General features: G+C 57.3%; 11 protein-coding genes and 1 pseudogene. 11 read left to right on the top strand and 1 reads right to left on the bottom strand.

Annotation, left to right across the window (positions count from 1 at the left end; genetic code table 11):
- Positions 1–163 precede the first annotated feature (163 nt).
- From Q4E11_RS01545 to galK, 6 genes and pseudogenes are all read left to right on the top strand, one after another.
- Positions 164–2,431: a polyribonucleotide nucleotidyltransferase gene (locus tag Q4E11_RS01545; protein WP_303163006.1), complete on the top strand. Its 2,268-nt coding sequence runs from the start codon at positions 164–166 to the stop codon at positions 2,429–2,431.
- A 157-nt stretch (positions 2,432–2,588) separates the two neighbouring features.
- Entirely contained in the window at positions 2,589–3,545 is a 957-nt protein-coding gene (locus Q4E11_RS01540; RefSeq protein ID WP_303163003.1) for an aldose 1-epimerase family protein, read from the top strand.
- Between the two features lie 284 nt (positions 3,546–3,829).
- The gene (locus Q4E11_RS01535) at positions 3,830–5,491 is read left to right on the top strand and encodes a sodium:solute symporter family protein (protein ID WP_303163472.1); all 1,662 of its coding nucleotides are present in this window, start codon (positions 3,830–3,832) and stop codon (positions 5,489–5,491) included.
- Between the two features lie 16 nt (positions 5,492–5,507).
- Positions 5,508–5,789 (top strand): cell wall anchor protein, encoded by a 282-nt coding sequence (locus Q4E11_RS01530; RefSeq protein WP_303163000.1) that lies wholly within the window; start codon positions 5,508–5,510, stop codon positions 5,787–5,789.
- Positions 5,790–5,799: 10 nt separating this feature from the next.
- A pseudogene (galT, locus tag Q4E11_RS01525) lies at positions 5,800–6,945 on the top strand (galactose-1-phosphate uridylyltransferase); the annotation flags it as partial.
- 9 nt (positions 6,946–6,954) lie between these two features.
- Entirely contained in the window at positions 6,955–8,211 is a 1,257-nt protein-coding gene (gene galK / locus Q4E11_RS01520; protein WP_303163470.1) for a galactokinase, read from the top strand.
- Between the two features lie 37 nt (positions 8,212–8,248).
- On the opposite strand, the gene Q4E11_RS01515 is transcribed toward galK, so the two are convergent.
- Positions 8,249–9,727: an MDR family MFS transporter gene (locus Q4E11_RS01515; protein ID WP_303162997.1), complete on the bottom strand. Its 1,479-nt coding sequence runs from the start codon at positions 9,725–9,727 to the stop codon at positions 8,249–8,251.
- A gap of 156 nt (positions 9,728–9,883) precedes the next feature.
- Between Q4E11_RS01515 and dapB the strand changes: the two genes are divergently transcribed.
- The 5 genes from dapB to Q4E11_RS01490 all read left to right on the top strand — a co-directional run bounded on the left by dapB (position 9,884) and on the right by Q4E11_RS01490 (position 15,179).
- Complete coding sequence (dapB, locus tag Q4E11_RS01510) at positions 9,884–10,636, top strand: 4-hydroxy-tetrahydrodipicolinate reductase (RefSeq protein WP_303162995.1); 753 nt, start codon at positions 9,884–9,886, stop codon at positions 10,634–10,636.
- A 20-nt stretch (positions 10,637–10,656) separates the two neighbouring features.
- On the top strand, positions 10,657–11,409 hold the full coding sequence (gene thyX, locus Q4E11_RS01505) for an FAD-dependent thymidylate synthase (protein ID WP_303162993.1): 753 nt from the start codon (positions 10,657–10,659) through the stop codon (positions 11,407–11,409).
- Positions 11,410–11,467: 58 nt separating this feature from the next.
- Entirely contained in the window at positions 11,468–12,373 is a 906-nt protein-coding gene (dapA, locus tag Q4E11_RS01500; protein ID WP_303162990.1) for a 4-hydroxy-tetrahydrodipicolinate synthase, read from the top strand.
- Positions 12,373–14,448 carry a ribonuclease J gene (locus Q4E11_RS01495; protein ID WP_303162988.1) on the top strand — a complete coding sequence of 692 codons (2,076 nt, stop codon included), beginning with the start codon at positions 12,373–12,375 and terminating at the stop codon, positions 14,446–14,448. Before dapA ends, Q4E11_RS01495 begins: the two co-directional genes overlap by 1 nt.
- Before the next feature lie 113 nt (positions 14,449–14,561).
- On the top strand, positions 14,562–15,179 hold the full coding sequence (locus tag Q4E11_RS01490) for a TIGR03085 family metal-binding protein (protein ID WP_303162986.1): 618 nt from the start codon (positions 14,562–14,564) through the stop codon (positions 15,177–15,179).
- Positions 15,180–15,333: the final 154 nt, after the last annotated feature.

Genomic DNA, 15,333 nt, shown 5'->3' with positions numbered 1-15,333 from the left:
ATTTGTGAATTGGATGCGGGATGTACCTGCCAGGGGCACCGGGTGCATAGTTGATACGAGAACTTCCCGAGTTACCTGGTAGAATGCTGGGCGCAAACAAAGTCCACTCGATTTGATGAAGGCGACATCGATGATCGCCGCTAGTTCTAGGAGTAAGACACCTATGGCCAACAGCAAGGCTGTTGAATACTTTTTTGACGAGGATTACGGAATTACCGAGGCAGTAGCCACAATCGATAATGGCGATTTCGGTACCCGCACCATTCGTTTTGAAACCGGTCAGCTGGCCCGTCAGGCAGACGGTTCGGTGACCACCTACTTGGACGAGGACACAATGTTGCTGTCCACCGTCACCGCTTCCAACCAGCCCCGTGAGGGCTTTGACTTCTTCCCGCTGACCGTCGATGTCGAAGAGCGCATGTACGCTGCGGGCAAGATTCCGGGTTCGTTCTTCCGCCGTGAAGGTCGCCCGTCCACCGATGCCATCCTGGCATGCCGTCTGATTGACCGCCCGCTGCGCCCGACCTTTGTCAAGGGCCTGCGCAATGAGGTTCAGGTTGTCGTCACCGTGATGTCCTGGGATCCGAAGGACCGCTACGACGTCGTGGCCATCAACGGTGCTTCTGCCGCCACGCAGCTATCCGGCCTGCCGGTCTCCGGCGCCGTCGGCGGCGTTCGCATTGCACTGGTTGCAGATGAGGATCACCCGAAGGGCGCTTGGGTTGCTTTCCCGACGGAGGAGCAGCATGAGCAGGCTCTGTTCGAGATGGTTGTCGCTGGCCGTATTGTCACCCGCAAGCGTCGCGGCAAGAATGTCGAAGATGTCGCCATCATGATGGTGGAGGCCGGGGCAGGGGAGACCGTCGTCAAGCGCGTTGCCGACGGTGCGCCGGCACCGACCGAGGACATCGTTGCCGCTGGCCTTGAGGCTGCGAAGCCGCACATCAAGGTGCTGTGTGAGGCACAGAAGGGCCTGGCTGAGCGCACGGCGAAGGAGACTCAGGAATTCCCGCTGTTCCCGGCGTACAGCGACGATGTGTTCGCTGCGGTCGAGAAGAAGGCCACCAAGAAGCTGGCCAAGCTGCTGACCCTGCCGGGTAAGCAGGAGCGCGATGAGGCGACGAACTCCTACATGGAGGAAGTCGAGGAGCAGCTGGTTGACCGTTTCGTCAGCGATGATGTTGATGAGCAGGATGCATCCAAGCAGATTCGTGCGGCATACAACGCTGTCATGAAGCAGATCGTCCGCGACAAGATCCTGACCGAGGGCTTCCGCATTGACGGCCGCGGTGTCACCGACATCCGTGACCTGGGCGTTGAGGTTGGCCTGGTTCCGCGTGCGCACGGTTCCTCGCTGTTTGAGCGCGGCGAGACTCAGATTCTGGGTGTGACCACCCTGGACATGCTGAAGATGGAGCAGCAGATCGACTCGCTGACTCCGACCAAGTCCAAGCGCTACATCCACCACTACAACTTCCCGCCGTACTCCACCGGCGAGACTGGTCGCGTCGGCTCCCCGAAGCGCCGCGAGATTGGTCACGGTGCGCTGGCTGAGCGCGCACTGGTGCCGGTCATTCCGTCCCGCGAGGAGTTCCCGTACACCATTCGCCAGGTCTCTGAGGCGCTGGGCTCCAACGGTTCGACCTCGATGGGTTCGGTTTGTGCATCGACGCTGTCGCTGTACAACGCCGGTGTGCCGCTGAAGGCTCCGGTCGCTGGTATCGCTATGGGTCTGGTTTCCGGCGAGGTTGACGGCGAGAACCGCTTTGTCGCCCTGACCGACATCCTGGGTGCGGAGGACGCATTCGGCGACATGGACTTCAAAGTCGCCGGTACTGCTGACTTCATCACCGCCCTGCAGCTGGATACCAAGCTCGACGGCATTCCGTCGAAGGTCCTGGCTGATGCGCTGTCGCAGGCACGCGATGCTCGCCTGGCAATTCTGTCCACCATGGCAGAGGTCATCGAGTCCCCGGATGAGATGAGCAAGCTGGCTCCGAAGATCACCACGGTCAAGATTCCGGCTTCCAAGATTGGTGAGCTGATCGGCCCGAAGGGCAAGACCATCAATGGTATTACCGAGGAAACCGGCGCTGAGGTCTCCATCGAGGATGACGGCACCGTGTTCGTCTCCGCCACCAGCGGTGAGGCTGCTGACGCGGCACTCGAGCAGATCAACGCGATTGCTAACCCGCAGCTGCCGAAGGTCGGCGAGCGCTACCTGGGCACCGTCGTCAAGACCGTTGCCTTCGGTGCTTTCGTCTCCCTGACCCCGGGCCGCGACGGCTTGATCCACATCTCCAAGCTCGGTGGCGACAAGCGCATTGAGAAGGTTGAGGATGTCATCAACGTCGGCGACAAGATTCAGGTCGAAATCGCTGACATCGACAACCGCGGCAAGATCTCGCTGGTTCCGGTCGAAGACGACTAATGCGTGACGACGTAAGGATTTGCTCTATGTAGCCTCCGACAACGCGATTAGCGACGGCGCGGTTAGGTCATAATTGACCTAACCGCGCTTTTGTTTTGGGTTAATCTCGGGTTGCGAAGGGATTAATTTTCGAACCCACGTGGAAGGTGATTTGCGCATGCAACTTTTCGCGCACGATCATGAATTCATCGACATTGCCGCCGGTGACTATGCTGCGAGCATTTCCCAGTTCGGTGGCGGCCCGAGAGCTCTGGAGTACCGTGGCCTGCCACTGCTGACGGACTATCCCAAAGGATTTAATCCACCCCTGTCCGCAGGTACCCTCCTGGCACCCTGGCCGAACCGAGTCGCCGACGGAGTATTTATCTTCGATGGGGAAGTACATCGGCTAGATATTTCCGAGCCGTCGCGGGCCAATGCTATTCACGGCTTTGTCGCCGACCGCATCTGGTCTGTTGCCGATGTTGATGCCAGTAGCGTCACCTTGCAGGTAGAAGTTGAGCCACAGCCGGGCTGGCCTTGGGAACTCGAAATGACCGTGCGTTGGCAGGTCACGGCTGAAGATGGTCTATCAGCCCAGTTCACAGTGCATAATCGCAGCGATAGTGAGTGCCCGTTTGGCCTGGGCTGGCATCCGTACTTAAGCGCTTTGGGCGCTGATTTTGCCAGCTGCACACTGCGGCTGCCCGTGGATAAAAATCTGCCGCTAGAGCCAATTCGAAACTTGCCAGCTGGTCCGGCGGTGTCAGCGGATTCGGTGCTCCCCGGTGTTCGAGAGGGAGTATCAATGGAGGGGCTGTGGCTGGACCACTGCTTCGTTGCCGCCGAGGAGACAGCGGAAGGCGGCTCACCGCGCCGTCGTGAAGCGCACTTGGTTGGACCAAGTGGCAAGGGGGCAGCACTCTGGGCTGATGATGAATTCCGGTTCTTCCAGGTCTACATTGCCGACGCGGGGCGTCGAGAAGGTTTTCCTGGGCACGGAAGTGCGATTGCGGTGGAACCAATGACATGTCCGCCGGATGCGCTGCGCTCCGGTACCGGTTTGCTGCGAATTCAATCGGGAGCGACCAAGACTTTGGCAATGGGGCTTCTAGCGTTCACGAATGAAGATTAGTTTTGCCCAGTTGAGGGGCGTGCGGCCCCCTCAATCGGGTTAAATCCTTCTTGATTAATTCATCTTGAATTAAGAAAGAAAAATACACTGGAGGACGAATGTAAAAGAATAGGTCTTCCTTTTGTGCGGGGTAGTGGCAATCTGACCCTACAGTTCGCGGTAGGTCTAACCACTTTCACGGCCGTCGCTGGGCGTGCGCCATATCTCAGGTGCCGAAATAAGGGAAATCCCTATTCGTGCATTTCCTGAATACGTTTCAACCGCCTAACCGCAAGGAGGCCGTCGTGATAGTGGCGCAATCAGCCCTAAGACTCGACGCGACATGGGTGGATTACTCCATCGTTGCTCTCTACTTCCTATTCGTTCTCGGCATTGGCTGGGCTGCTCGAGCCAAGGTGTCCAGTTCCATTGACTTCTTCCTCTCAGGGCGCTCGCTGCCGGCCTGGGTGACAGGGTTGGCGTTCATCTCAGCCAACCTCGGTGCCGTGGAAATCGTCGGTATGTCCGCAAATGGTGTGCAATACGGTTTCCAGACCATGCACTACTTCTGGATTGGTGCCGTCCCTGCCATGGTGTTTTTGGGCATTGTCATGATGCCCTTCTACTACGGCTCCAAGGTCCGTTCAGTACCGGAATTCATGCTGCGTCGTTTCGGCCCCGGTGCACACCTGGTCAACGCGATTTCATTCGCTATCGCGCAGCTGCTAATCGCGGGTATCAACCTTCTGTTGCTGGCCAAAGTGGTCAATGCACTACTTGGCTGGCCACTGTGGCTGACGTTGGTTGTCGCGGCAGTCATCGTGCTGTCCTACATCACGCTGGGCGGACTGTCCGCGGCAATCTACAACGAGGTGCTTCAGTTCTTCGTGATTGTCGCAGCTTTGTTGCCACTGACTCTAATCGGCTTGCACAGCGTCGGCGGATGGTCTGGGCTGAAGGAAAAAGTTGCCACAGAATCGCACTTCCACACCTGGCCGGGCACGGATATTTCCGGTTTTGATAACCCCGTAATTTCCGTCATTGGACTGGTGTTCGGTCTCGGCTTCGTGCTGTCGTTTGGCTACTGGACAACCAACTTCGTGGAGGTTCAGCGCTCCATGGCCGCCGATTCACTGTCGGCCGCACGCAAGACTCCAATCATCGGTGCTTTCCCAAAGATGTTCATCCCGTTCATCGTCGTGCTGCCGGGCATGATCGCCGGTGCCACCGTCGCACCAATCATGGATCAGACCGCCAAGCCTAACGACGCAATTCTCTACCTAATGAGAGATTTGCTACCCAACGGTCTGCTGGGCATCGCAATCGCCGGTCTACTAGCAGCCTTCATGGCAGGCATGGCAGCGAATATCTCCGCGTTCAATACAGTCTTTAGCTACGACATTTGGCAGACCTATGTCATCAAAGATCGAGCTGATGACTACTACCTCAAGGTCGGCCGTATCGCTACCGTTGGCGCCACCGTCATCGCAGTGTTCACCGCATTGATTGCTGATAATTTCGGCAACGTCATGGACTACTTGCAGACGCTATTCGGCTTCTTCAACGCACCGTTGTTCGCCACCTTCCTCATCGGCATGTTCTGGAAGCGCATGACACCGGCAGCAGGTTGGTCGTCTCTGCTCGCAGGTACAGGTGCTGCGATTTTGTACTGGTACATCTCCGAGTTCACGTCGGCAAGCGCAACCATCTTTGACCTGCCGGGGCAGGGCACTGCCTTCGTCGCCGCCTCCGTCGCATTCGTCGTCGATATCGCGGTGGCCGTGGTCGTTTCCCTCATGACAACGCCGAAACCCGATGAGGAGCTGGTGGGCTTCGTCAAGTCTGTCACTCCGAAGGCCAACCTCACAGATGCTGCCGAAGCAGAATTGCCACTTCTACAGCGAACTGTTCCGCTGGGTATCTTGTGCCTGGTGATGGTCGTAGTTCTCAACATCGTTTTCGCATAGGAGCTAGTGAGAGATCATGTCGCGCACACAAAACAATTCAGCTGACAAAGCGACTGCCAGCACCGGTAAAAAGAAGGCAGGTGCCTTTGACATTCGCAACGTCATTGGGGCTCTGATTGGTCTCTACGGCATCATTTTGCTGCTGTCGTGGCTGTTCCTCGATCCCGGAGTAAACCCAGAGACCAACGTTGCCAAAGAACCGATGTATAACCTGTACAGCGGAGTAGCACTGGTCGTCTTTGCAATCGTTTTCTTTGTCTGGGCAAAACTGCGCCCAACGGTTGTCGAAGAATCATAAGGAGGAGAAAGTGACAACCGACACCCCGCATTCTCACGCTTTTTCGGTAACGCGCACTACGCTTGCCGACGGTCGCGAGCTAATCTACTTCGACGATGAACCGGACTATGTTTCGGGTAAGAAGACTCGAAAGTTAACGGACGAACGTGATCTGCCCAAGGCGATTACGGAGTCAGAGCTGCGCCAAGACCCTCTGACAGGTGATTGGTACTGCTACGCGGCACACCGTATGAACCGCACCTTTATGCCTCCTGCCGGTGAGAACCCATTGGCGCCGACGCTGCCTGGTCAGCTTCCCACAGAGGTGCCTGCCAGCGACTACGACGTGGTGGTGTTTGAAAACCGCTTCCCATCGTTGTCGATGCACATGGAGGTTCCAGATGACTTTGCCACAACAGTCGACGGTGCCGAGATATTCCCTCGCAAGCCGGCCTTGGCTCGGTGTGAAGTTGTGTGTTTCACGCCGAATGTTTCCGACTCCTTCCGCGATCTGACCTTCACACGTGCCCGCACCGTTATTGAAGCGTGGGCGCACCGCACAGCGGAACTCAGCAAGATTGACGGCGTGCGGTTGGTATTCCCCTTTGAAAACAGGGGCAAGGAAATCGGGGTGACACTGCAGCATCCGCATGGGCAGATTTACTCCTACCCTTATCTGCCACCTCGTGCGGCCGCCATCGCGGCACGCGCGAAGGCCCACTTTGACACCACCGGTCGCGACCTTTTTGATGATGTCCTGGCGGCTGAAAAGACTTCAGGTCGACGCATCATCGCAGAAGGGGAATACTTCACCGCCTTCGTGCCAGCTGCAGCAAAGTGGCCAGTCGAAGTCATGCTGATGGCAAACCGCGCCGTCGGCGACTTCCAGGAGCTGACCGATGCGGAAAAGGACGAGCTGGCGGCAATGTATCTTGACCTGCTGCGACGTATTGACCGGTTCTTCCCCGGCATCGACAAAACGCCGTACATCGCAGCCTGGAACCAAGCTCCGGTAGGCGAGGATCATCAATTTGGGCGCTTCCACCTACAGCTCTATTCCATGATGCGCTCCGCAGGACGCATGAAGTTCCTTGCCGGTTCAGAGTCCGGGCAGGGAGCCTGGATTTCGGATACAACACCAGAGGCAATCGCGGACCGCTTCCGGGAAGTTGGCCAGACTCGCTGGCTGCCTACTCGTACCCATAAGCAGGCAGTTTCTGATGTAACTGAGCAATTCCGCCGTAGTTTCGGATCAACACCACAGGGCGTTTTCGCAGCCCCAGGCAGGGTGAACCTGATTGGTGAGCACGTCGACTATGCCGACGGTATCTGCCTGCCGTTCGCGTTGACGCAGAATACTTTTGCAGCGGTGAGTGCTCATACGGATAGTAGCCCGTGGACCGTGCGAATCGTCTCGGACCTGATGACAAAGGACGATGCCGCAGAAGGTGACAATCCCGTTGTCATTCCAATGTCCGATGTCGGCCCGAGTTCACCTGCGAATTGGACAGGCTACGCAGTCGGCACCGTCTGGGCGATGCGTGAGGCAGGGCTGCTGCCTGCAGATTGCCCAAACTTTGACATTGCAATTTCCTCGGATGTTCCAATCGGCTCTGGGCTGTCCAGCTCTGCCGCATTGGAGTGCTCCGTCGGCGTTGCAGCCTTCGAGCTCGTGCACGGTCGCAGTGCCAACGAGGAGGAGAAGCAGGGAATCATTGAGGCGGCCATCCGCGCAGAAAATGAGGTAGTTGGTGCCTCTACCGGTGGTCTGGATCAGCGTATTTCCATCAAGGGCAAGGAAAATCACGCGCTGGCCATTGACTTTGCGAAGAATTCGGACCAGCTTGTAAAGGCCGCCTTCGCAGACAAGGACCTCGAAATTTTAGTAATCAACACCAATGTGCGGCACAGCCTCTCTGATGGACAGTATGCGTCGCGTCGAGGAATTATCGATGCTGTGACAAGCGGTCTTGCGGTACCGAACTTCCGCGGGATGAGTGATGCTGTGGGAGCTGCTATCGATTGGGCCCAGGACAATGTTCCTGCAGACACCGATAAAGATCAGTGGGTGGATACGGTAGCGCGCAGAGTTCGTCACGTTGTTACCGAAACCGATCGGACTGCGCAGGCCATTGAAAAGCTCGCTGAGGGCGACTTCGATGCCTTTGGCACTTTGATGGTGGCAAGCCATCTTTCACTGAAGGAGGACTACGAAGTTTCCTGTCCTGAGCTGGATGTGGCCGTAGATGTGGCACTAGAGCAGGGGGCACTAGGTGCCCGAATGACCGGCGGCGGCTTTGGTGGCAGCGCCATTGCGCTGCTGCCACATGACCACGTCAGGGCTGCAGCCGATGCAATCGCTACAGCCTTCCGTGACCGAGGAATGCCTGAACCGGAATTCCTCGTTGCCAACCCGGGGCCGGGAGCAAGCCGGCTAGTCTAGTCGCCTCCCTCCCGCGCCCCTGCGGGGAAAAGGAAAACTACTGCAGCTCAAACTTCTTACGCTGAGGTTTGAGCAGCGTGGTCATAAAGATCAGCACAATGCCGAGAGCCGCTGAGACAAACATCGAGATGCCGTAACCGCGAATGATGTCGTCGGTGTTGGCATCGGCGACTCCGGCACCCGACAGGCCCGCGGTAATAATGGCGGACATTGCCACAAACAGTGCCGTACCAACTGCACCGGCAACCTGCTGCAGCGTATTCATAATTGCCGAGCCATCCGGGTAAAGATCGCGTGGCAGGTCGCCGAGGCCGAAAGTAAACAGCGGCGTAAACAGCAGACCAAGGCCAATCTCAAACACAATGTGGCAGGTGACAATCCACCACAGTGGTGTCGTAGCCGAAATAAAGCCCAAGCCAAAGAGTCCCAGGGCCAGCAGTACAGCGCCGGGGATTGCCAATGGCCGTGGGCCGTACTTGTCAAAGAGCCGGCCGATGGCTGGGCCCATCAGACCCATAATCAGCGGACCAGGCATGACAATCAAGCCGATGGTCTTGACATCGACACCACGCTGGCTGAGGTAGAGCGGCAGGATGATGATGACACCGAACATCAACATGAAGCCGACCGACAGAATAATGGTGGAAAGCCTAAAGCTCTTGGTACGGAAAGCCCGCAAATCAATGAGGGCACGATTGTCGGGTGCGAGGCGACGCTGACGCACCACAAAGAGCACAAGCAGCACAACTCCGGCCGCGCCGAGGATTCCGTCGATAAGCGTGAACTCCGCACCCACGCGGCTGAGCGAGTACACCAGCGGGCCAAACGCGCCGGCGCTGAGGAACACGGAGAGGACGTCGAGATGCTTGGTGGAGTCCTCTTCGATCTTCGGGACGAGGAATGCGCCGACTACCAAAACAATGAGACTCAACGGCAGCATCGTGTCGAAGAGTGCGTGCCAATTGTTGTTGGCGACCTGCAGAATTAATCCGGAGATGGTCGGGCCGATAGCAGGTGCCACGGCGATGACCACGCTCATGCGTCCCATCATGCGACCGCGTTCGTGCTCGGGTACGACATTGAGCACCGTGGTCATAAGTAGCGGCAGAAGCACGGCGGTGCCGCTGGCCTGCACAATACGAGCGAGCAGAACGACTGCGAAGTTCGGCGCAAAGACACCGATAGCGGTACCTGCGACGAAGAGTCCCTGACAGACGGTGAAGAGCGTGCGGATGGGAACTGTGGAAATCAAGTAGCCGGTCATCGGAATGACGACGGCCATGGTCAGCAGAAACGACGTCGTCAGCCAACCGGCAGTCGCAGCGGTGATACCCAAATCGGCTTTGACGACCGGAATTGCGACACTCATGACAGTCTCATTCAAAATTGCCATAAATGCCGCTGCCAGCAGCACATAGATTGCCATATAAGCGTTGGCAGGTGCCGAGGCGGAATGGGATTCCGAGTTAGATGAGACGTGCGATGAGGGCTCGGAATCGTGAGACTCAGAAACCAAGTGAAGCTACTTTCTAGTTATCGTTATTGAAAAATCAAAAAATCAAAATCTTGGGATATTGACGACCCAATGACTGGGGGCGTTGGCACACAAGTTGCCACGAACATCCTAAGGTAAAGGTTAAAGATTAACCCGTTGGAAAGGACTCGATTAGTCGTGAGCAATATCAAAGTGGGCGTTCTCGGCGCCAAGGGCAAGGTTGGCAGCACAATCTGCGAGGCAGTAGAGGCCGCCGATGACCTGGATCTGGTTGCTGGCATCGATCACGACGATGAACTGACTGAGCTTGTTGACGCTGGAGTCCAGACCGTTGTCGACTTTACTCAGCCTGACGCCGTCATGGGGAACCTGGAGTTCTGCATCAGCCACGGCATCAACGCCGTCGTGGGTACCACGGGCTTTACTCAGGAACGTCTCGATCAGGTACAGCGCTGGCTTGACGACGCCGACGGTGACGTCAACGTCCTTATTGCCCCTAACTTCGCAATCTCCGCGGTCCTGACCATGAAGATGGCGGAGCTGGCTGCACCGTACTTCGACTCGGCGGAAGTTATTGAGATGCACCACCCGTTTAAGAAGGATGCGCCGTCGGGCACTGCAATTCACACTGCTGAGGCTATTGCGCGCGCTCGCAAGGAAGCTGGCATGGGCGCGCAGCCTGATGCCACCGAGCAGACGCTCGACGGTGCTCGTGGCGCTGATGTGGAGGGTATTCCGGTCCATGCAGTTCGTATGACCGGCTCCGTTGCTCATGAGACTGTGATTTTCGGTGCAGAAGGTCAGTCGCTGACCATTAAGCAGGATTCGTACTCGCGCACCAGCTTCGTTCCGGGCGTTCTGCTCGGCGTGCGTAAGATTGCTGACTTCCCGGGTCTGACTGTGGGACTGGAGCCATTCCTGGGACTGTAAGCACCAGGAGTTACGTGAAAATGTCGGAAAACGTCACTTTATCGGCGCAGCTGATTGCCGCGACTAATTTTTTCCCACCGGAGGACATCGGTTTCGAGACCGACGCCGACGGTGGGGAAGCGCTTATCGAGTTTTCGGGACGTGCGTGCTACGAAACGTGGGACAAGCCCAATCCGCGCACGGCGACCAACGAGGGCTATTTGCGCCATGTCCTCGAGGTGGGGCATACCTCGCTGTTTGAGCACGCTAGCGCCAGCATTTATGTTCGCGGACTCTCGCGGTCGTGTGCACACGAATTGACGCGGCATCGTCATTTTTCCTTCTCGCAATTATCACAGCGATTTGTGCCTGCTAGCTCGAACAATGTGGTTGTTCCACCCGCCATTGCGCAAGACCCCGAGCTGTTGCGAGTTTTTGAAAGTGCGGTCGATCAGTCGCGTTTCGCCTATGGTGAATTATTAGATGCGCTTGAGGAGAAGTGGGCGGACGAGCCCAATGCTATTTTGCGCCGTAAGCAAGCGCGGCAGGCTGCCAGGGCAGTATTGCCCAATGCCACTGAGACTCGAATCGTGGTCACAGGCAACTTCCGCTCGTGGCGTCACTTCATCTCTATGCGCGCAACCGAGCACGCCGACGGTGAAATCCGCGAGTTGGCGGTCGCTTGTCTGAAAGAGCTACAGCGCTGTGCGCCCGTGGCATTCGGGGACTTTGAGATCAACACGTTGCGTGACGGATCGGTCATCGCATCGAGTCCTTACGCCTTCGAAGGCTGATGACACGTACAGTGTGAAGATATAGTTGATAGGAATTTTTAGGAAAAGGTAGTCAACAATGAGCACAGGACTTGTCTCAACACGCGGTGCTGACATTTTCGGCACCGTTGCCGTAGCTATGGTGACCCCTTTTGATAAGGAGGGCAACCTGGATGTTGACGCTGGTGTACGGCTTGCCGGCCACCTCGTTGACAACGGCCTGGATGCCCTGATTTTGGCTGGTACTACCGGTGAGTCGCCGACGACCACGACGGAGGAGAAGCTCACTCTGCTCAAGGCCGTCCGTGCTGAACTCGGTGATTCGGTCAAGCTTATGGCCGGTGCTGGCACGAACAACACCGCTAGCTCGATTGAGCTGGCCAAGGCTTCGGTGGCTGCGGGCGCGGATTCGCTGCTCGTGGTCACGCCGTACTACTCCAAGCCGAATCAAGAAGGTCTGTACCGCCACTTTACGGCGGTAGCAGATGCCGCTGACGCGCCTGTGTGCCTGTACGACATTCCGCCGCGTTCGGTTATTCCAATCGAAGTTGATACCATTTACCGACTGTCGGAGCACCCAAACATTAAGGCTGTTAAGGATGCCAAGGGTGATTTGGGCGCTGCCGCAGGAATTATCGCTAATACTGATTTGGCGTGGTACTCCGGTGACGATGTATTGAACTTGCCGTGGCTGTCGATTGGCGCTACTGGTTTTATCTCCGTTATCGGGCATGCTGCTCCGAAGCTTCTGGCAGAAGTTCGCTCGTGCTTTGACAAGGGCGATTTGGCTGGAGCTCAGGCGGCCCACGCAAAGATGACTCCGCTGTTTGCAGCTCAGGCTGCGCTCGGTGGTGTAAGTTTTGCTAAGTCCGCTCTGCGTCTGCAGGGCATTGAGATAGGAGATCCGCGCTTGCCGCAAATCGCACCTAATGACCAGCAACTTGAGTTGCTTGAAGAAGCTATGCGGAAGGCAGGTGTTCTGTAGTGGCTGAAGGACGCAATCGCGCCCGCAAGGTGACTCGGAAGGCTGGCCCGCCGTCTGAGTCCGATGTTGCTGTAGCAGAGCAGCAGCAGAAGAAGAACTCCGGTTCGAACGAGTCGAAGTCTTCTCAGCGCTCCGGGGACCGTAAGAACTCCGGTGGCAATGGACGTTCGGAGAAGAACGACTCTCGCGGCGGAGCTAAGAAGTCGCAGAATTCGTCGTCACGCAATTCCCGTGGGGGACGTGGCGGGCGTGGCGGCAATCGCGGTGGCCGTGGCGGTCGCGGCGGACGCGGAAATCGCCGTAACGTCGTGCAGTCGATGCAGGGTGCTGACCTGACTCAGCGTCTGCCCGCACCGCCGAAGGCGCCGAAGGACGGTCTGCGTGTTGTCGCGCTCGGCGGTATCTCGGAGATCGGTCGTAACATGACCGTGCTCGAGTACAAGAACCGCCTAATCATCGTTGACTGTGGTGTGCTGTTTCCGAGCTCCGACGAACCGGGCGTTGACCTGATTCTGCCGGACTTCTCCTACATGGAGGACAAGTGGGATCGCGTTGAAGCACTGGTAGTAACCCACGGTCACGAGGACCACATTGGTGCTATCCCGTGGCTGCTGAAGCAGCGCGCGGATATTCCGATTATCGCTTCCCGCTTTACCTTGGCGCTGATTCAGGCCAAGACGCAGGAGCACCGTCAGCGTCCGAAGGTTATCGAGGTCAACGACACCAGCCACATCCAGCGTGGCCCGTTCGACCTGCGCTTCTTCAACGTTAACCACTCCATTCCGGAGTGTCTGGGCATCGTCATCAAGACCGGTGCCGGCATGGTTGTTCACACCGGTGACGTGAAGATGGACCAGACTCCGCCGGACGGAAAGCCGACTGACCTGCCGGCACTGAGCCGCTACGGTGATGAAGGCATTGACCTGTTCCTGTGTGAGTCCACCAACGCAACCATTCCGGGCTTCTCGGACTCGGAGGCAGAATTGGCTCCGACTCTGCGTCGTCTGATTATGGATGCCAAGCAGCGAGTAATTGTTGCCGCGTTTGCCTCTAACGTCTACCGCGTGCAGGCCGTTATTGATGCTGCCGTGAAGGCCGGCCGTAAGGTCGCTTTCAACGGTCGTTCGATGATTCGTAACATGCGCATCGCGCAGGAGCTGGGTCTTTTGACCGCGCCGGAGAACACCATTGTGGAGATGAACGAGGCAGCTCGGATGGCTCCGCACAAGGTGGTGCTGGTTACCACCGGTACGCAGGGTGAGCCGATGGCCGCTCTGTCGCGCATGGCTCGTCGTGAGCACCGCCAGATTACGGTTCGCGATGGTGACTTGATTATCCTGAGTTCCTCGCTGGTGCCGGGCAACGAAGAGGCCGTTTTCGGTGTCATCAATATGCTCGCCCAGATTGGTGCGACGGTTATCACCTCCAAGGACGCCAAGGTTCACACCTCGGGCCACGGTTTCGCAGGCGAGCTGCTATTCCTCTACAACGCTGCTCGTCCGTCGAACGTCATGCCGATTCACGGTGAGTGGCGCCACATCCGCGCCAATAAGGAATTGGCAATCTCTACCGGTGTGAAGCCGGAGAACGTCGTTCTGGCACAAAATGGTGTTGTTGTGGACCTCGTCGACGGTCGCGCTCGCGTGGTTGGCCAGATTCCGGTCGGTAATCTCTACGTCGACGGTGTCACCATGGGCGATGTCGATGCCGACGTTCTAGCTGACCGCGCTGAACTGCGCGAAGGCGGTCTCATCACTGTCACCGCCGTTATCGACAACCGTACTGGCCGCCCGCTGGAGAAGCCGAAGGCGCAGGCCCGCGGTTACTCCGACGATGCCAAGGAAGTGCTCGCTACCGTAGAGCAAGTTGTCGATGACACGCTCTTCGACTTGGCTGGCAGCGGCGAAAACAATCCGTACCGCATGGCACAGGAAGTCCGTCGTCGCACCGAGCGCGTCATCAACCAGAAGTGGCGCCGTAGCCCAATGGTTGTCCCAACGATCGTTCCGATGTCCTCTGAGTCCACCGATGAGGTCACCGACGACGATATCCGGGAGTCCCGCGAGAGCGTTTAAACCGACGCGCATCGTGGGGCGACTACCCGCCATAGGTCGCTGACAAGCCCGCATCATAAGCACGAGTTTTCGTGCGGATGCGGGCTTTAGTGTTTCTGGTCTAGGCTGGTGCCATGACTTTTGCAGAACAGGAACGTGAAGCTCTAGCTAACCTGCTGCTCGCCGTCGGCCCCAACGCGCCAACGCTGTGTGAGGGCTGGACCACTCGAGATCTGGCTAATCACCTCTATATCCGTGAAAATCGCCCGGATGCTGCCGGCGGAATGTTTGTCAAGGCTCTGACTGATCGTCTGAACTCCGTAACGGCAGAGGTTGATCAGATGCCGTACGCAGAGGTCGTGGGGAAGTGGGGCAGTGGTGCTCCAAAGTGGAACCCGATGAAGTGGGCGGACAAATATGTCAACACTGTCGAGAACTTCGTTCACCACGAAGACGTGCGTCGTGCACAGGAAGGCTGGACAGTCCGTCAGCTTCCGCCGTCCGCAAAGACCGATCTGTGGAAGATGGTCACTACCTCTGGCCGCATGATGCTACGTGGCTCGACCTCGACGGTTGTTTTCATGCGTGACGACGGAGTTGCTGCGACCTTGGTCGACAATAGTGACAAGAGTGCTCCGGTTGTGACTGTGAGCGGTAGCGTCGGTGAACTTGTGCTGTGGCTCTATGGCCGTGATGAGGTTCGCGTCACCATTGATGGTGATGAGTCTGGCATTAAGCGCAACAGCATCTAATTGAGTGCTTCAATTTAACTCCGGCTTTACCCCAACCTCGTAATTCAGCCATCTCATCGTGCGCTACTATGCCTAATGCCTCGCTTGAGGCCAGCCCTCCCTGATCACGTAGTGAACACCGTATTACTGGTGTTAAGCAATGACACGCGTGTTA

The organism is Corynebacterium sp., from assembly GCF_030532195.1.
Taxonomy (GTDB): domain Bacteria; phylum Actinomycetota; class Actinomycetes; order Mycobacteriales; family Mycobacteriaceae; genus Corynebacterium.
This window is presented reverse-complemented; position numbering and strand designations above follow the sequence as displayed.